We start from the raw sequence: 17,507 nt of genomic DNA on the forward strand, positions 1-17,507 counted from the left end.
ACCCCATCCGAACGACTGCTGGCGGAGCCCTCAGCCTATCGGGTGCCTGCGAGGCGGTTCGTCATCGCGACGCCGGCTCAGCCGCTGCTGAGCTGCGGGCGGTCCGGCTCGTCATCCGGTGAATCCTCGGCCGGCTGACCCAGGTTGCCGCGGATCGACTCGAAGATGGTCAATCCCTGGCCCACCAGGCTGGCGGCCATCTCGCCCAGTCCCGTGGCTCCGTTGAGGATGTTCACGTTCGCGCCGTTCAGCCCGGCTGCAGCCTCGCGGACGATCAACGGCAACTGGTCGATGAGCATCCGGTCGAGCGCCACCCGGTTGTGCGACGCGGCGGCCTCGGCCTGGATGCGGATGCGCTCGGCATCGGCCAGGGCGAGCACGCGCGTCTTCTCGGCCTCGGCCTCGGCGGGCTTCACGACCTCGGCCACCAGCTGCTGCTGGCGCAGCTCGGCGTTGCGTTGCGCGAGCTCCGTCTGGGCCTGCAAGACCCCGCGCTGGGCCTGGGCGGCCGCAAGCGGCCCGGCCTGCCCGGCGTCGGCCTGCGCCTTGTCGACCTCGGCCTTGTACTGCGCTTGGACGATCGCGGTCTCGCGGGCGTACTCGGCCTGCCGGCGCTGCGATTCCTGTTCGGCCTCCGCGGCCTGCTGGCGGGCCTGCGATTGCGAGATCTGCGCCGAGCGCTGGATCGCCGCGGTGTGCGGCGCCGACATGGCGACGATGTAGCCGAGGTCGCCGTCGTCGATCGACTGGATCTGCAGCGCGTCGACCGAGAGCCCGATGCGCCCCATCTCCTCCTTCGAGCCCTCGAGCACCTCGCTGGCGAGCTTCTGGCGCTCGGTGACGATCTCCTCGACCGTCATCGAGCCGATGATCGAGCGCAGGTGACCGGCGAAGATCCGTCCGGTGAGCACCGACATCTGGTTCTGGTCGGACAGGAACCGCTGCCCGGCGTTGACGATGCTGACCTCGTCGTTGCCGACCTTGAAGGCGATGACCGCGCGGACGTTAAGGGTGATGCCCTGCTTGGTGACGCAGCGCTCCTCGACCTCGGCCTCGTTCATGGACAGCGTGAGGAAGCGTGCCTTGCGGAAGAACGGCAGCACGAACGCGCCGTGCCCCGTGACCACCTTGAACGGCGTCTCACCCTTGTTCTTGCCGCCCGAGATGAGCATCGCCTCGTCGGGCGCCGGGACCTTGTAGCCGAGCATCGGATTCCCCTGGATTCAGGACGTGAAGTCGGAGATGGCTTCGACATCGACGGTACGGCCACCCCGCACGTCGACGACGAGCACCTTCTCGCCCTTGGACAGGGGATCGCGCGACCACGCGAGGTAGGACTCGGTCCCGCCGCGTATCGACAGCAGGACCTCACCGGGCCCGGCTGCACCACGAGTAGGCGTGATGATCACGCCACTCGTGCCGATCACGGACTCCGCCACGGTTAGGCGTGTGCGGCGAAGGCGGCCTCGAGGATGTCGAGCCCCTCGTGCAGCAGATCCTCACCGATCACGAGCGGGGGCAGGAAGCGCAGCACATTGCCGAACGTGCCGGCGGTCAGGGTGATCAGGCCCTGCTGGTGGCAGGCGCTCGCGATGGCGGCGGTAAGGGTCGGGTTCGGAGTGGTCCCGCCGGGTTCGACGAGCTCGAGGGCCAGCATCGCCCCGCGGCCGCGGACGTCGCCAACCGCCTCGTACTTCTCGGCCAGCGCCTGCAGCCGCGGCCGCATGACCGACTCGATGCGCGTGGCCGCGCCGCACAGGTCGTCGGCCTGCATGGTCTCGATTGCCGCAAGCGCGGCGGCGCAGGCAACCGGGTTGCCGCCGTAGGTGCCGCCCAGGCCGCCGCCGTGCACGGCGTCCATCATCTCGGCCCGGCCGGTGACCGCAGCGAGCGGCAGGCCGCCGGCGATGCCCTTTGCGGTGGTGATCAGATCGGGCACGACGCCCTCGAACTCGCAGGCGAACCAGTCGCCGGTGCGGCAGAACCCGGACTGGATCTCATCGGCGATGAAGACGATGCCGTGCTCGGTGCACCATTCGGCGACCCGGGCCAGGAAGCCGGGCGCGGGGACGATGAACCCGCCCTCGCCCTGCACCGGCTCGATGATCACCGCGGCGGTGTTCTGCTCGCCCACCTGCGCGTGCACCAGCTGCACGAACGTCGCAAATGCTTCGTCCGCACAATTCTCCGGACCGGTCGGCCAGCGGTAGGGATAGGCCATCGGGACGCGGTAGATCTCGCCCGCGAACGGCCCGAACCCGCTCTTGTAAGGCATCGACTTCGCGGTCAGCGCCATCGTCAGATTGGTGCGACCGTGATATGCGTGATCGAAGGCGACGACGGCCTGGCGTCCGGTGTGGTGCCGGGCGATTTTGATCGCGTTCTCGACCGCCTCGGCCCCCGAATTGAACAGCGCGCTGCGCTTGTCGTGGTCGCCGGGCGTCAGCTCGTTGAGCTTCTCGGCCACCGCGACGTACCCCTCATACGGCGTGACCATGAAGCAGGTGTGGGTGAACTCGGCGACCTGGCGCTGCACGGCCTCGATGACCCGCGGCGCGGCGTTGCCGACCGTGGTGACGGCGATGCCCGAGCCGAAGTCGATGAGCTGGTTGCCGTCGACGTCGACGACGATGCCACCGCCGGCCCGCTCGACGTAGACGGGCAGGGTGGTCCCGACGCCGGAGGCGACCGCGGCGGTCTTGCGCGCATGCAACTCCGCTGACCGAGGGCCGGGGATGTCGGTGGTCAGGATGCGGCGCTGATCGATCATGGCGTCTCCTCGATGACGGCGATGGTGTCGCCCTCCTGGATGGTGTCTCCGGGCGACACCGCGATCTCGCCGACGACGCCGTCGACCTCGGCCAGCACCGGGATCTCCATCTTCATGGATTCCAACAGCACGACCATGGTGTCGGGCCGGACGGTGTCGCCGACCTGCACCGTCACCGAGTGGACGGTGGCCACCATCTCGGCACCCAGGACGTGACTCATGAGGTGGGCACCAGTTCGGCGACGTCGGCGTGCAGCGCGGCCATGGCCCGGTCGAGGGTGGCGATCCGGCCGCGGTTGTGACGGGCGAGCTGCGCGAGATAGGCGTCGGTGACCTGGCGGTGCCCGACCACCCCGGCGACTGGGACGCCGTCGAAGCCGATCTCGTCGGGCCAGAACTCGTGGCCGTCGCTCGCGGTGATCTGGGTGAGCAGGCCCAGCGCGTCGGGCGCGGTGTAGTCACTGCGCAGTGCCGCCCGCACGACGGCGCCCTGGGTGATCGGGCAGGTGGCCCAGCGCTCGTCGAGCTGCTCGAGCCAGGTGTCCGCCGCGGCGTAATGCGTATGGCCCTGGAAGGCAGCAGCGATCAGGACGCTGCTGTCGAGCAGGACCGTCACCACTCGTCCTCGAGGCTGCGCACGTCCTCCGTCGTGATGACCCGGCCGTTCGAGGCCAGCGCCGGGAACCCGCTGCGGCCCTTGACGATGCGCGACGTGGCGACCGGGCGCATGCCGCGCTGCGCGTAGTCGACGACGACGGCGCTCAGCGTCCGGTTGCTGTCCCGTGCGATGGCGCGCAACTGGTCCAGCAGGGGCTCGGGCAGATCGATAGTCGTTCTCATCAATGCATCATAACGTCGCGATGCACCATCAGCCCTCGATGTTGTGCATGACGTGCTTGACGCGCGTGTAGTCCTCGAGCCCGTAGATCGAGAGGTCCTTGCCGTAGCCGGAGTGCTTGAACCCGCCGTGCGGCATCTCGGCCACGATCGGGATGTGGCAGTTGACCCACACGCAACCGAAGTCCAGTGCGCGGGTCATCCGCATGGCCCGGCCGTGGTCCTTCGTCCAGACCGAGGACGCCAGCCCGTACTCGACGCCGTTGGCGTAGCGGATCGCCTCCGCCTCGTCGGCGAAGGCTTGAATGGAGATGACGGGGCCGAACACCTCGTGCTGGCTCAGCTCGTCGTCCTGGGTCAGCCCGCTGACCACGGTGGGCTGCCAGAAGTAACCGCGGTCGCCCTGCCGCGCGCCGCCGGCGAGCACCTCGGCGTGATCGGGCAGGCGTTCGAGCATGCCGCCGACGTGGGCGAGCTGGGTGGCGTTGTTGAGCGGCCCGTACAAGGCGTCCTCGTCCGACGGCGGGCCGACCTTCGTGCCCTTCGCCTGCTCGGCCAGCAGTGCAGCGAACTCGTCGGCGACCTCGGCCGCAACGAGCACACGGGTGGCGGCCGTGCAGTCCTGCCCGGCGTTGAAATAGCCACCGATCGCGATGTTCTCGGCGGCGTCCTCGAGGTCGGCGTCGGCGAAGACCACGACCGGCGCCTTGCCGCCAAGCTCCAGGTGGACGCGCTTGAGGTCGTGGGACGCGGTCTCGGCCACCTGCATGCCGGCGCGCACCGAGCCGGTGATCGACACCAGCGACGGCGTCTTATGCGAGATCAGTTCCCGGCCGGTGTCGCGGTCGCCGCAGAGCACGTTGAAGACACCGGGCGGGAAGAACTCGCCGGCGATCTCGGCCATCAGCGCAGTGCTGACCGGGGTGGTGTCACTGGGCTTGAGGACGACGCAGTTGCCGGCGGCCAGGGCCGGGGCGTACTTCCAGACGGCCATCATCATCGGGTAGTTCCAGGGCGTCACCTGCCCGACGACGCCGATCGGCTCGCGCCGTACGTAGGACGTGAAACCAGCCATGTACTCACCGGCTCCGCGCCCCTCGAGCACCCGGGCGGCGCCGGCAAAGAACCGGATCTGATCCAGCGCGGGCGGGATCTCCTCGGTGCGGGTCATCTCGATCGGCTTGCCGGTGTTGCGGCACTCGGCGGCGATCACGTCCTCCGCGCGGTCCTCGAAGGCCTGTGCGAACTTGAGCAGCGCCTGCTGGCGCTCACTGGGTGTGGTGTCGCGCCAGGTCTCGAACGCCGTGGCCGCCGCCCCGTAGGCGCGGTCGACGTCCTCGGCCCCCGACAGCGGCGACGTGCCGAACACCTCGCCGGTGCTCGGGTCGACGAGATCGATAGTGCGCCCGTCGGCCGCCTCGACCGATTCACCGTTGATGAAGTTACGGACCACCGTCTTGTCGCTCATGGGCACAACGCTACCGGCGGCCGGGAGGGCCCACAACAACGGAATCCGTCGTCGCACCGAGCGTTTCATACGGAATACCCGCGTGCCCATGCTTCAGCAGGTGATCAACTGCGGATTGGCGTCGATATCCCGCAGCGATCCGCAGTTGATCACCGACGTGACGGGTGAAAGCGACGCCGTTGGCTCGTAGGAGGGCGCTCGGTTAGGCTCGACCCATCATGACCCGCGCGCTGCTTCTTCTTCGCAGCCGCGACGAGGATCTGGCTAGCTGAGCATTCGCTCTGGTCGCGCCCCTCGTCGCGGGTTGTTCGTCTGCGCCGACCGCTCCCATGTGATGTGCAACGGAGCCCCGTCATGAGCCGTCCCGCCAGCGTTCCCCACCCGCAGCAGCCTTCGGGCATGCCGTGCCACCGCTACCGCCCGTTCCCGAGCGTCGACCTGCCCGACCGCACCTGGCCGACGAAGACCATCACGCAGGCGCCCCGGTGGCTGTCCACCGACCTGCGCGACGGCAACCAGGCGCTCATCGACCCGATGAACGCCGCCCGCAAGAACGCCATGTTCGACCTGCTCGTCCGCATGGGTTACAAGGAGATCGAGGTCGGCTTTCCGGCCGCGAGCCAGACCGACTTCGACTTCGTCCGCAGCCTGATCGAGAGCGGCCGCGTGCCCGACGACGTCCGAATCTCGGTCCTCACCCAGGCCCGTGAGGAGCTCATCGAGCGGACCGTGCAGTCGCTGGTCGGCGCGCCGCAGGCCACGGTGCACATGTACAACGCTGCGGCGCCCGTCTTCCGCAAGGTCGTCTTCGGCTGGGACGGTGACGGTCGCGCGCAGTGCCGCGCGGTGGCCGTCGACGGCGTGCAGGCGATCATGAAGTACGCCGACATCCACCTGCCGCACACCGACTTCGGCCTGGAGTACTCGCCCGAGATCTTCATGGACACCGAGCTCGACTTCTCCCTCGACATCTGCGAGGGCGTCATGGACGTCTGGCAGCCCGGGCCCGAACGCGAGATCGTTCTGAACCTGCCATGCACCGTCGAGCGGTCGACGCCGAACGTCTACGCCGACCAGATCGAGTGGATGTCGCGCCGCTTCTCCCGGCGCGAGTACGTCTGCCTGTCCGTCCACACCCACAACGACCGCGGGACGGCGACGGCCGACGCCGAGCTGGCCGTGCTGGCCGGCGCGCAGCGCATCGAGGGATGCCTGTTCGGCAACGGCGAGCGCAGCGGCAACGTCGACCTCGTCACCCTCGGCCTGAACCTCTACAGCCAGGGCATCGACCCGATGATCGACTTCAGCGACATCGACGAGATCCGGCGTACCGCGGAGTACTGCAACCGCATCGGCGTGCACGAGCGGCACCCCTACGCCGGCGACCTCGTCTACACGTCGTTCTCCGGCTCGCACCAGGACGCGATCAAGAAGGGCTTCGACGACCTGGCCCGCCAAGCCGCCGAGGCGGGCCGGCCCGTGAGCGAGATGCCGTGGTACATCCCGTACCTGCCGATCGACCCGAAGGACGTCGGGCGCTCGTACGAGGCCGTGATCCGGGTGAACTCGCAGTCCGGCAAGGGCGGCGTCGCCTACATCATGAAGAACGACCACAAGCTCGACCTCCCGCGCCGCCTGCAGATCGAGTTCAGCCACGTCATCCAGGGCCACACCGACGCCGAGGGCGGCGAGGTCGAGCCGGCCGCGATGTGGCGGATCTTCTCCGACGAGTACCTGCAGCCCGGCGACGTCGAGCTCGTACGGCTCTCCTCCACCAGCGACGAGGGCACCGAGCGGATCACCGCGACCGTGCGGGTCAAGGACGTTGAACACGAGATCAGCGGCGTCGGCAACGGCCCGGTGTCGGCGTTCTGCGACGCCTTGTCCTCAGTGGACCTCGGCTACGGCGGGCTGTCCGTGCGGGTGCTCGACTACAACGAGCACGCGTTGACGGCCGGGCGCGACGCCGAGGCCGCCGCGTACCTGGAGATCGAGTTCGGCGACGCCGACGACACCGTGCTGTGGGGCGTCGGCATCAGCGAGTCGACGACGCAGGCCTCACTTCGGGCCGTCATCAGCGCCGTCAACCGCGAGTCGCGCCGGCTCAGCTGACCCCGGTGATCAACAGTGCCGAAACGCTCGATGCCGACGTTTCGACGCTGTTGATCACGGCAGGGGAGAGAGTGATCACGGCAGGGGAGAGAGGCGTCGGCGTCGGCGATCGAGTCCGAGCGCCAGGACAGCCAGGAACGCGACCAGACCGAGCGCGGCGACCGAGGCGGCTTGGCGCACGCGTGCAGTGATGCGCGGGTGTCCGGCGACGGCATAGCCGCGGGTGAGTAGCGGCTCGCTCGCCGCGGGCGCCGGCCGGGCGGGGACCACCTGGCTGAGCCGGTTGGTGCGATCGCTGAACAGGTTTGCCGCCGACCACACCGGGTTCTGGGTGCTGAGCGGGACGTCGGCCCGGACGAGTGCGCCGGCGTCGAGGGTCCCGTAGCCGTAGGCGCTGCTCGGCGTGCTCCGGCGCGCGTCGAGGGTCGCGATCAGGCGGGCGACGAGCTGGTCGTTCGTCAGGTCCGGGTGCGCCGACCAGGCCAGCGCGAGCGCGCCCGACACGAGCGCTGCCGCCTGGCTGGTGCCGTCGCCGGAGAACGCGTCGCCCGCGATCCGGCCGAGCGATGGGACGTCCACACCCGGCGCGGTAAGCGTCAGGAACGGCTCGCGGGCCGAGAACGACGCGACGACACCTTGCGGGTCGACGGCGCCCACGGACACCACACCCAGACAGGCCGCCGGCTCCTCGACCGAGTTCTCCCGCGGGCCGGTGTTGCCGACCGAGGCGACGACGACGGCCCCCCTGCGCAAGGCGTGGAACACCGCCTGCTGCTCGACGTCGGGACAGGGCGTGTCGTCGGTCTTCGGGTCGCGCAGTGCGCCGAGCGACATGCTGATGATCTTGGCGCCATGGTCGGCGGCGTAGCGGATCGCGTCAGGCAGCCGGTCGGGCAATTGGGCATCGGTGGTCCCGCGCAACGGCACGGCGATGGGCAGGATCTTCGCGCCCGGCGCGAGGCCGGTGATGTCCAGCAGTCCGGGCCGGGCGACCATGATCGAAGCCATCGCCGTCCCGTGCCCGAAGGTACTGACCTCGCGGTCGACCTGGCCGTCGCCACCGGCGCCGAGGTCGGTACCAGCGAGAATGCGACCCTGCAACTCCGCAAGACCGGCGCTCACGCCGGTGTCGATCTCGGCTATGGTCACGCCCTGGCCGCGCGCGCCCGCGGCCCACAGCCCCGGCACGTCCCAGCTGTCGAACCAGTACTCGGGTGCATCGGCCGGCCCGGGGGCAGCAGCGGCCGGAGGAGCAGTGAGAGCCAGGATCACCAGCAGCAACGCGCCGAGGATCGAGCATCGCCGGTTCACGACGCCAGCCAGCTGACCGACAACGGCGGACGGGCGACCGCGACGGCGCGCACGGTCAGCGTCAACCGACCCCGCCCGGTGCTCAACCGGTTGTAGAAGTCCAGCCGCCCGTAGCTCGTGGCCAAGACCGGGACGCTCGCGGTGAGCTGGAGCGTCCCGACCTGGGTGAAGGGCTGCGAGACATCGACGTTCGACGGTTCGCCGGCGATGGTGCCGCGGACGCTGGCCGGCAGATATCGCTCGGTCGGCAGCGGGCAGGTCGTGGTGGGGTGGAGCAGGCAGCGACGGACGGCGGCCAGCACCGCGACGCGCATGGCCGCCCGCCCCGCACTCGTCACCCGGACCGCGAACACCCGGGCCGTCGTGCTGTTCGGCACGATGCCGATGTCCGCGTCCAGAGCGAGGTAGGGCGTGTCCAAGCGGACGGGCGGTGCTCCGGGGAAGACCAGCACCGCACCGGCCGGCAGCTCGTGGCCGAGCACCGAGGCCCGCTGGGTCGACGACCCCAGCTGCAGCCTGGTCCGCACGGCGGTGGCGTCCAGGCGCCACCCGCCGTCGGACTCGTGCACCGGGACGCGCACCGACACGACGCTGTCCCGGTCGGGGTAGCGAAGCGCGTAGGAGACCGCCACGGTGGCCCGGTCGGCGCTGTGCCCTCCTGAACTGCTGCGCCGCGCCGCGCCGATGTGCAGGTCGACCATGCGCGCTACCCGTTGCTGTTCGCGCAGCACGTCGGCGGTCAGGAGCGTCCTGGGCCCGGTCGGTACGTCCCCGAAGCCGAGCGCGGCTGCGGCGTCGGCGTGCTGCAGGGCCTCGAAGTACCCCCGAACGGCGCCGGCCGGACCGCGGGTGCGGGCATAACTCGCAGCGGCCACCACGGTCCCGCTGACGATGACCGCCAGTGCAACGAGCAGCCCCGGCCAGAACAGCCAGGGTCGACGCGGCGGACCGGCAGGTCTCGCCTCGGACACCTCGGACAGCATGCGGGCCGATCAGTCGACGCGCCGGCGCCCCGAGAAGGCGCGGCCGAGGGTCACCTCGTCGGCGTACTCCAGGTCGCCACCGACGGGCAGGCCGCTGGCGAGCCGGGTGACGGTGAGGCCCATCGGCGCCAGCAGCCGCGCCAGGTAGGTGGCCGTCGCCTCGCCCTCGAGGTTGGGGTCGGTGGCCAGGATGATCTCGGTGACGACGCCGTCGCGCAGCCGGGTCAGCAGTTCGCGGATGCGCAGGTCGTCGGGGCCGATGCCGTCGATGGGGCTGATCGCGCCGCCCAGCACGTGGTAGCGGCCGCGGAACTCGCGCGTGCGCTCGACCGCGACGACGTCCTTCGGCTCCTCGACCGCGCAGATGATCGTGGCGTCGCGGCGGTCGTCACTGCAGATGCGGCAGACGTCGGCCTGCGCCACGTTGCCGCATACCGAGCAGAACTTGACCTCGTTCTTGACACGCAGCAGCGTGCTCGCCAGCCGCTCGACATCGACGGCCTCGGTCGCCAGCAGGTGAAACGCGATGCGCTGGGCGCTCTTCGGGCCGACGCCGGGTAGCCGTCCGAGCTCGTCGATGAGGTCCTGGACGGCGCCCTCGTACATGAAGTGGTGTGCTCGCCGCGGTCAGAGACCGGGGATGCCGACGCCGCCGGCCATACCGCCGAGCCCACCGGTGACCGGGCCCATCTTCTCGGCCGCGAGGTCCCCGACCGCGCGGTGCGCATCGCGCACGGCGGCCACGATCAGGTCCTGCAACGTCTCGACGTCGTCGGGGTCGACGGCCTGCGGGTCGATGACGAGTGCGGTCAGCTCGCCGTCACCGGTGAGGGTTGCCGTGACCAGACCGCCGCCCGCTGTTCCGGTGACCTCGGTCTCGGCCAGCTCGGCCTGCGCCGCGGCGAGATCGGCCTGCATCTTCTGGGCCTGCTTCATCAGCTGCTGCATGTTCGGCTGGCCCGCACCGCCGAATCCTCCGCCACGCTGGCTCACGTCGTCCTACCTCTGACTCTCGTTCGACCGGGCACCTGCAGCGCCAGCGTAACCGGCGCTCATCGGCGATCGATCGGGCGCGCACCGAGCTGCTCGCTGAGCAGCTTCATCGCCTCGGCCTCCGGGTCGTGGGACGCGGGCACTGCGGCGGTGGGTCCGGACGGCGGCCCGGCGTCGAACTCGGGCTCGTCGCGCGGGTCGGGCTCGGGTGCTCGGGTGCGCGTCGAGGTAGCTGCCAGTTGAGGCGGCGGCAGGTCGTCGGCCGCGGCCCGCGGGCCGGTCCCGGCGCCGACCTCGATGCGCCAGGTGCCGCCGACCACCGCCGACAGCGCCTGCTTCAGCACCGAGGTGTTGCTGTCCTCGCCAATCATCCGGGCCAACGCGGCCGGCGCGCTGAGCTGCACGAGCTCGCCGTCGACGTCGGTGATCTGAGCGCTGTCGAGCAGGGCACGGGTACGGCGGCTGGTCTGCTTGACGACCTCCAGCGTTTCCGGCCAGAGCCGGCGCAGCGCCGCCGCGTCGAGGCCCCCGGGAGCGGCCACCGCGACAACGGCCGACGGCTCGGGCTGAGCCTGATCCGGCTCGGGCGCGACGGGCTCGGGGGCGACGGGTGCGGCTGCCGGTCGGGGTGCCGCTCGCGTCTCGGACACCGGGGCAGGATCGGCTTGTCCCCCGACGGTCATGCGCCGCTCGAGACGCTCGAGGCGCTGCAGCAGCGACGCTGCGTCGGTGGATGCGTCGGGCAGCATCATCCGCGCGCACAGCAGCTCGAGGACGAGGCGCGGCGAGGTGGTGCCGCGCATCTCGATGAGGGCGGTGTGCACGATCTCGGCGAAGCGGGCCAGCGTGGCGCCGCCGAGCCGGATGGCCTGCTCGCCCATGTGGGTGAGTTGGTCCTGGGGCACGTTGATCAGGCCGCGCTCGCCGGCGTCGGGCACCGCGTCGAGCAGGATGAGGTCGCGGAAGCGGTCGAGCAGGTCCATAGAGAACCGGCGCGGGTCATGGCCGGCCTCGACCACGCGATCGACGGTGCCGTAGACACCCACCGCGTCGGCGGCGGCCAGCGAGTCGATCATGTCGTCGAGCAGTGCCGAGTCGGTGACGCCGAGCAGGCCCACGGCGCGGGAGTAGGTGACCCCGTCGGGCCCCGCCCCGGCCAGCAGCTGGTCGAGGATCGACAACGAGTCACGGGCCGATCCACCACCGGCCCGCACCACCAGTGGCAGCACCGCCGGCTCGACGGCGATGCCCTCGGCCGCGGTGATGCCCTCGAGGTGCTGGCGCAGGGTCTGCGGCGGGATGAGGCGGAACGGGTAGTGGTGCGTACGCGAGCGGATGGTGGTGAGCACCTTGTCGGGCTCGGTGGTCGCGAAGATGAACACCAGGAAGTCCGGCGGCTCCTCGACGAGCTTGAGCAGCGCGTTGAACGCCGCCGTCGTGACCATGTGCGCCTCGTCGATGATGTAGACCTTGTAACGGTCGCGGACGGGCGCGAAGAACGCCCGTTCACGCAGGTCACGCGCGTCGTCGACACCGTTGTGGCTGGCCGCGTCGATCTCGATGACGTCGATGGAGCCCACGCCGTTGGGCGCCAGCTCGCGGCACGAGTCGCACACGCCGCACGGCTCCGGCGTCGGGCCCTGCGCGCAGTTGAGCGAACGGGCCAGGATGCGAGCGCTGGACGTCTTGCCGCAGCCGCGCGGCCCGCTGAACAGGTAGGCGTGGTTGATGCGCCCCGCGGCCAGTGCCGCCCGCAGCGGCACCGTGACGTGGTCCTGCCCGATGACCTCGGCAAACGTCGCGGAGCGGTATTTGCGGTACAGGGCCAAAGACACGCCACGACCGTAACCATCGGCACCGACAGCCGCCACGTCGCCCGGGCGACCCGCGCACGGACCCGCCGCATCAGAGGAAAAGGACCCCCCGCGCACCCGTCAGAGCCTGCTTATCCTTGCTGCCTTCCGGCCCTGGGGAGGTTCGCGGGGTGAACGCCGCACGGGGGGTCGGGTATCGAGTCTACGGATGCCCGTATCCTCGTCGACGGAGGATTCGCCTAGTGGCCTATGGCGCTCGCCTGGAACGCGGGTTGGGGGCAACCCCTCATGGGTTCAAATCCCATATCCTCCGCGGCAATGCTCGGGCCCGCGCGACTCGTTCGCGTGGGCCCGACGCACATCAACGGGTGGCCAACACCGGTTCGGCCGCGACCTCGGAACGCACCGGCGTCAGCGGAATTGCCAGCAGCGGGAAGACCGCGACGAGCGCGAAGCCCCAGGCGTAGCCGGCTCCGCTCACCACGAATGCCAACACCGGCGGGGTCGCCACCGCAGCGACGTTCTGCACCGTGTTCTGCAACCCCAGCGCGCGTCCCGACCACTCGCGACCGGCGACCTCAGCCACCGCGACGTACGCCAGCCCGTTGTCGGCCACCGTGATCACCGCACCCAGCCCGAACCCGCCGATGACGAACCACAACCCGGTGGCCGCCCCGAAGGCGATCAGCACCATCAGCGCCGCGCTGGCCACCGCCAGTTGCCGCATCGGGCGCAGCCGGCTGCGCACCCGGTCGGACCAGACGCCGGCCGCCACCCGGCCGACGGCCCCGGCCACCTGGAACCCGAAGACGAGCCGACCGGCGGCCTCCGGGTCCCAGTGCCGCTCGGCGACAAGGTAGACGAGCGTGAACCCGCCGACTGCGAACTGCGGCACGACCAGCAGCGCGCTGGACGCGTGCACCCGGACCAGGACGCGCGAGCCGCGGTAGGGCGACCGGGTCGGCGCCGCGCCGGCCACCGCGGGCGGACGCGCCGGGTCGAGCACGAACACGAACACCAGCAGCGCCGCAATCGCGCAGAGCATCGCGGGGAACAGCAGCGCGAGATACGGCCCGTGCGCGTGGGCGAACGAAGGCAGCACGAGCGCGGCGAGCGCCACGCCGAGCGGCTGAGCGGTCTGTCGGGTGCCCATGGCGAGCCCTCGTTCATGCACCGGGAACCACCCCAGCACCATCCGACCGCCCGCCGCGTTGACCGATCCGGCCGCGGCTCCGGCGAGCACGAGCAGCAATCCGAACGCGATCGGGCCCTGGGTCAGCGACGCCCCGACCAGCAGCACTGCGGCGGCAGCGACGCCCGTCATGATCACCAGCCGCTCGCCGCGCCGATCAGCGGCCGCGCCCCAGAGGATGAGGGTGCACAGCAGCCCGGCAACAGGCGCCGATACCAGGACGCCGGCCTGCACCAGGCTGAGCCCCTCGTCCTGCAGCGCCGCAACGAGCAACGGCATCCCGTAGAGGAACGAACACGTCGCCGCCTGAGCGTATGTGCCCACGGCGAGAATCGTCCATCGCCGTCGCACGCTCACAGCGCAACTCTAGCGAGAATCCCACCAGTAGAGACGGTCGTCCCGCCTAGTGAGACTAGCTAAGCAGGGGCGCACGGAGCCCGCGTTGGGCATCGGCTGGGTCAGGCGGCGGCGCGGCTTTTCCGCGAACGCTTGGCGGCCGCAGTCACGGTCGAGGCCAGCTCACTACGCGAGCTGGTGACGACGTCATCGCCGAGGCCCAGGATCGAGAACAGCATGCGAGCGTCATCGACGTCGGTGGCGGCGGCGGCCACCACGCGGACGGCCTTGCGCTGCTGTTCAGCGTGCAGGGTCTCTTCAGCCTCGATGCGGGCCAGGTCGGCCTGCGAGATCGGCGTTCCGTCCACGGACATGGTGCCCACATGCGCTGTCATGCACCGACCATTCCCCCAGCTAACGCGGTTCTAACCAGCCAATCGACCCGAGTTTTCGCCCGTCACGCCGCCCTTAGCCCGAGCCCAGGAACGGGATGGCCTCAGCTGGGCGGCGGCAGCTTCGCGACCTGGGAGAAAAAGCTGTCGATCTGCTTCACCACTGCCGTGAAGTGGTCGAAATCGACCGGTTTGGTGACGTAGACATTCGCGTAAGACTCGTAGGACCGCGCGATGTCCTCCTCCGAGGCCGACGTCGTCAGCACCACCACCGGGATCGAGCGCAGCAGCGGATCCGCCTTGACCTCGGCCAGCACCTCCTGGCCGGACTTGCGGGGCAGGTTGAGGTCGAGCAGGACGAGATCTGGGCGCTCGACGTCGGCGTAGCCGCCTTCGCGGCGCAGGTACGCCATCGCCTCCACGCCGTCGGACACGATGGCGAGTCGGGTGTTGACCTTGCCCGCGCGCAGGGCCTCCTGGGCGATCATCACGTCAGCGGGATCGTCCTCGACGAGCAGGACCTCGAGCGGCTCGCGTTCGCCGCTGTCACGTCGCTGATCGGGCACGGCGCTGGCCTTCCGGTAACGAGAACACGAAGGTGGCTCCCTCGCCCGCGTGCGTGGTGTCGAGCTGGATGTGCCCACCGTGGAAGTCCACGATGCGCCGACACAGGGCCAGGCCGATCCCGGTGCCACCGTACTGGTCGCGCAGATGCAGTCGCTGAAATACCGCGAAGATCCGCTCGGCGTACTGCGGGTCGATCCCGATGCCGTTGTCGGCCACCGTGATCGTCCAGTCACGTCCGTCTTGTTCGGCACCAATCCGCACGACGGGCGAAACACCGTCGCGGTGGTACTTCAGCGCGTTGCCGACGAGGTTCTGCATCAGCGAGGACAACAACGAACGGTCGCCGTCGACGGTCGGCAGCGGCGTCAACCGCTCGACGGTGCCACCGGTGTCGTCCAGCTGGTCGCTCAGCGTCGCAACGGCCTGGTCGAGGACAGCGCCCAGGTCCACCGGCACGAACGACTCGGTGGTCCGCCCAACTCGCGACAGCGCCAGCAGATCATTGATCAAGGTCTGCATGCGCTTCGCGCCGTCGACGGCGAAGTCGATGTACTGGCGGGCGCGATCGTCGAGTTGCGCGCTGTACTGGCGCTCGAGCAGCTGGCAGAAGTTGGACACCTTGCGCAGCGGCTCGGACAGATCGTGCGAGGCGACGTAGGCGAATTGCTGCAGATCGCCGTTCGAGCGTTCCAGCTCGGCACTCTGGCGCCGCAGGTCCTCGGAGATGTCCTCGGCTCGCGCGAGCTCCTGGACGATCTGCGCGCGCATGGCCTCGACGTCGCGAGCGAGGTGCACCATTTCGGCCGGGCCCGAGGGCACGATCGAGCGCGACAGGTCGCCGGAGGCGACCGTCCGGGTCTGAGCGCCCAGCTGTTCGACCGGCCCGAGAACCCAGTGGTGCAACCCTCGCCACACGACCAGACCAGCGACGACCAGCATCGCGAGGGCGACAGCCAGGGCAGCGGCGGCCGCGGCCCCGGCCGTATTGCGTGCGTTGCGGGCTTCGGAGATCGCGGAGTCGAGCGCGGTGCCCACGGCGTCGCCCGCAGCGGTGACCCGCGCGAGGCGATCGCGGGTCTCCTTCGTCGACACGATCGCCACGCCCTGCTTCCTCTTCTCAATCAACGGCGCAGCGTTTCGCTGTTCCCACGTCACCACCGCGGCCTGGAAGTCGCGCAGGGCTCGCACGACCTCAGCGCGGTCGGACGCCAGGCGTCGCACCGTGCGGATGTCGGCCGCGCGGATGGCCGGCCCGGCGGTATACGGCTGCAGCGAGACCGCCTGTCCGGTGATCAGGAAGGAGCGCAGGGCGCCCTGCTCCACCAGGAAGTCGTTGTACAGCTGCTTGCTGGCAGAGAGCGCCGGCTGCCAACGGTCCACCAGATCGTTGCCCTTTCGGACGAATCGGATCGAGGCCAGCACGGCCAGCGCGGCGGACAGCAGCACGACGACCGCCACCACCGTGAAAGCCCGGCCGAGCCGGCTGCGCAGGGTCCATTCCGCCGCCACCGGGGCGGTGGGTGTCACGGTGCCGGGGTCGTCAACACCAGGGCTGCGGTGTCGTCGACCGAGTCGAGCGGGGCGCCGCTGACCAACTCGGAGATCCACGCCGTGGGCGACTCGCCCCGACCGCCGAGCCGGGTGACCGCGTCGACCAGCTCGTTGATTCCCAGCGAGTCCGTCGCGGGGTCCAGGGCGTATGCCTCCAGCAGCCCGTCGGTGTAGAGCAGCACCGACGACCCGGCCGGGAAGGCCAGCGAGTTCGACGGCCAGCTGCCGGCGACACCGGGGATGCGCACCCCGAGCGGCGGCCCGATGACGACGTTCGAGTAGCTGGTGCTCCCGGCCGAGGTGACGATGGGTGCCGGGTGCCCGGCAACGCGCATCGACAACTCCCCGTCGCCGATCGTGATCTCGCAGGCCGTGACGTAGCGCGGGTGCTCGGCCTGCTCCGACTCCAACAGGCGGGCGAGATTGGGCAGGATCTGCTCATCGGCCACGCCGGCCAGCAGCAGCGTGCGCCACGCCACCCGCAGGTGCACGCCGAGAGCGGCCTCGTCCGGCCCATGCCCCATCACATCGCCGATGACGGCGCGTACGCGGCCATCGGGGGTCTCGACGACGTCGAAAAAGTCGCCGCCCAGCACGGCGTCATTGCGTCCCGGCCGGTAGTACGTTGCGACGTCGACGGCGGTCGTGCGCAGGAGCGGGCGCGGCAGCAGACCACGCTCGAGCCGCGCCTGCTCGGCGGCGTTCAGCTGGATCTCGAGCAGCAGCCGCTGGGCGCGCTGCGCCCGCTTGCGTTCCATGGCGTAGCGCATCGAGCGCTCGAGCAGCTCGGCGTTGATCGCGTCCTTGACCAGGTAATCCTGTGCGCCGACGCCCAGCGCAGCCGCGCCGTCGCGCTCGGTGAGGCCGGTACGACCGGTCAGCACAATGACCGCGACGTCGGGCGCGCTCTCGACCATTTCCTCGACCGCTGAATATCCGTCCGCGTCGGGCAGCCCCAGGTCGAGCAGCACGCAGCGGGGCGTGCGGGCGGCTGCAACCGCCTTCGCCTCGGCCATCGTGCGGGCCCAGACGATGGCGTCGTCCGGCACGCCGACTTCGTACAGGCTCGCCTGAATAAGGAGTGCGTCGCCTGGGTCGTCCTCGACGAGCAGGATGGCCGGCTGCCCGTCCGTTCCCACGGCGCCCTCGGCGTCGAGCATGCTCACCGCGTGCCCTCCGCT

General features: G+C 70.2%; 18 protein-coding genes, 1 tRNA gene and 1 other RNA gene. 2 read left to right on the forward strand and 18 right to left on the reverse strand.

Annotation, left to right across the window (positions count from 1 at the left end):
* Positions 1–77: 77 nt before the first annotated feature.
* From ACFFC4_RS03230 to ACFFC4_RS03260, 7 genes are read right to left on the reverse strand one after another with little or no spacing between them, the layout of a single operon-like run.
* Positions 78–1,208 carry a flotillin family protein gene (locus ACFFC4_RS03230; RefSeq protein WP_375497735.1) on the reverse strand — a complete coding sequence of 377 codons (1,131 nt, stop codon included), beginning with the start codon at positions 1,206–1,208 and terminating at the stop codon, positions 78–80.
* Between the two features lie 15 nt (positions 1,209–1,223).
* Positions 1,224–1,439, reverse strand: a complete 216-nt coding sequence (locus ACFFC4_RS03235; protein WP_375497737.1) for a hypothetical protein — start codon at positions 1,437–1,439, stop codon at positions 1,224–1,226.
* Positions 1,440–1,441: 2 nt separating this feature from the next.
* Entirely contained in the window at positions 1,442–2,770 is a 1,329-nt protein-coding gene (gene gabT, locus ACFFC4_RS03240; RefSeq protein WP_375497739.1) for a 4-aminobutyrate--2-oxoglutarate transaminase, read from the reverse strand.
* The gene (locus ACFFC4_RS03245; protein ID WP_375497741.1) at positions 2,767–2,991 is read right to left on the reverse strand and encodes a biotin/lipoyl-binding carrier protein; all 225 of its coding nucleotides are present in this window, start codon (positions 2,989–2,991) and stop codon (positions 2,767–2,769) included. Before ACFFC4_RS03245 ends, gabT begins: the two co-directional genes overlap by 4 nt.
* Positions 2,988–3,386 (reverse strand): TA system VapC family ribonuclease toxin, encoded by a 399-nt coding sequence (locus ACFFC4_RS03250; protein WP_375497743.1) that lies wholly within the window; start codon positions 3,384–3,386, stop codon positions 2,988–2,990. Before ACFFC4_RS03250 ends, ACFFC4_RS03245 begins: the two co-directional genes overlap by 4 nt.
* Positions 3,383–3,610 carry an antitoxin gene (locus ACFFC4_RS03255; RefSeq protein WP_375497745.1) on the reverse strand — a complete coding sequence of 76 codons (228 nt, stop codon included), beginning with the start codon at positions 3,608–3,610 and terminating at the stop codon, positions 3,383–3,385. The genes ACFFC4_RS03250 and ACFFC4_RS03255 overlap by 4 nt, the downstream gene beginning before the upstream one ends.
* Before the next feature lie 28 nt (positions 3,611–3,638).
* Positions 3,639–5,075, reverse strand: coding sequence for a gamma-aminobutyraldehyde dehydrogenase (locus ACFFC4_RS03260; RefSeq protein WP_375497747.1), 1,437 nt, complete (start codon positions 5,073–5,075; stop codon positions 3,639–3,641).
* 354 nt (positions 5,076–5,429) lie between these two features.
* On the opposite strand from ACFFC4_RS03260, the gene leuA reads away from it, so the two are divergent.
* Positions 5,430–7,187: a 2-isopropylmalate synthase gene (gene leuA, locus ACFFC4_RS03265; protein WP_375497749.1), complete on the forward strand. Its 1,758-nt coding sequence runs from the start codon at positions 5,430–5,432 to the stop codon at positions 7,185–7,187.
* Between the two features lie 75 nt (positions 7,188–7,262).
* Here leuA and ACFFC4_RS03270 read toward each other — a convergent pair whose 3' ends face one another.
* The 6 genes from ACFFC4_RS03270 to ffs form a co-directional block, all read right to left on the reverse strand.
* On the reverse strand, positions 7,263–8,498 hold the full coding sequence (locus tag ACFFC4_RS03270; protein ID WP_375497751.1) for a S8 family serine peptidase: 1,236 nt from the start codon (positions 8,496–8,498) through the stop codon (positions 7,263–7,265).
* Positions 8,495–9,469 (reverse strand): hypothetical protein, encoded by a 975-nt coding sequence (locus ACFFC4_RS03275; RefSeq protein ID WP_375497753.1) that lies wholly within the window; start codon positions 9,467–9,469, stop codon positions 8,495–8,497. The genes ACFFC4_RS03270 and ACFFC4_RS03275 overlap by 4 nt, the downstream gene beginning before the upstream one ends.
* A gap of 21 nt (positions 9,470–9,490) precedes the next feature.
* Entirely contained in the window at positions 9,491–10,087 is a 597-nt protein-coding gene (recR, locus tag ACFFC4_RS03280) for a recombination mediator RecR (protein WP_375497755.1), read from the reverse strand.
* 21 nt (positions 10,088–10,108) lie between these two features.
* A complete protein-coding gene (locus tag ACFFC4_RS03285; RefSeq protein ID WP_375497757.1) occupies positions 10,109–10,429 on the reverse strand; it encodes a YbaB/EbfC family nucleoid-associated protein in 321 nt (106 codons plus the stop codon).
* Between the two features lie 104 nt (positions 10,430–10,533).
* On the reverse strand, positions 10,534–12,309 hold the full coding sequence (locus ACFFC4_RS03290; protein ID WP_375497759.1) for a DNA polymerase III subunit gamma and tau: 1,776 nt from the start codon (positions 12,307–12,309) through the stop codon (positions 10,534–10,536).
* A gap of 76 nt (positions 12,310–12,385) precedes the next feature.
* Positions 12,386–12,482, reverse strand: an RNA gene (gene ffs, locus ACFFC4_RS03295) — signal recognition particle sRNA small type.
* Positions 12,483–12,516: 34 nt separating this feature from the next.
* Here ffs and ACFFC4_RS03300 point away from each other — a divergent pair.
* Positions 12,517–12,601, forward strand: a tRNA-Ser gene (locus ACFFC4_RS03300).
* Positions 12,602–12,649: 48 nt separating this feature from the next.
* Here ACFFC4_RS03300 and ACFFC4_RS03305 read toward each other — a convergent pair.
* The 5 genes from ACFFC4_RS03305 to ACFFC4_RS03325 form a co-directional block, all read right to left on the reverse strand.
* The gene (locus tag ACFFC4_RS03305; RefSeq protein WP_375497761.1) at positions 12,650–13,804 is read right to left on the reverse strand and encodes an MFS transporter; all 1,155 of its coding nucleotides are present in this window, start codon (positions 13,802–13,804) and stop codon (positions 12,650–12,652) included.
* Between the two features lie 134 nt (positions 13,805–13,938).
* Complete coding sequence (locus tag ACFFC4_RS03310) at positions 13,939–14,211, reverse strand: hypothetical protein (RefSeq protein ID WP_375497763.1); 273 nt, start codon at positions 14,209–14,211, stop codon at positions 13,939–13,941.
* A gap of 101 nt (positions 14,212–14,312) precedes the next feature.
* Entirely contained in the window at positions 14,313–14,774 is a 462-nt protein-coding gene (locus ACFFC4_RS03315; RefSeq protein ID WP_375497765.1) for a response regulator, read from the reverse strand.
* Positions 14,755–16,302 (reverse strand): ATP-binding protein, encoded by a 1,548-nt coding sequence (locus tag ACFFC4_RS03320; protein WP_375497767.1) that lies wholly within the window; start codon positions 16,300–16,302, stop codon positions 14,755–14,757. The genes ACFFC4_RS03315 and ACFFC4_RS03320 overlap by 20 nt, the downstream gene beginning before the upstream one ends.
* Positions 16,299–17,486, reverse strand: coding sequence for a PP2C family protein-serine/threonine phosphatase (locus ACFFC4_RS03325; RefSeq protein WP_375498140.1), 1,188 nt, complete (start codon positions 17,484–17,486; stop codon positions 16,299–16,301). Before ACFFC4_RS03325 ends, ACFFC4_RS03320 begins: the two co-directional genes overlap by 4 nt.
* Positions 17,487–17,507 lie beyond the last annotated feature (21 nt).

The organism is uncultured Jatrophihabitans sp., from assembly GCF_964244045.1.
Lineage (GTDB): Bacteria > Actinomycetota > Actinomycetes > Mycobacteriales > Jatrophihabitantaceae > Jatrophihabitans.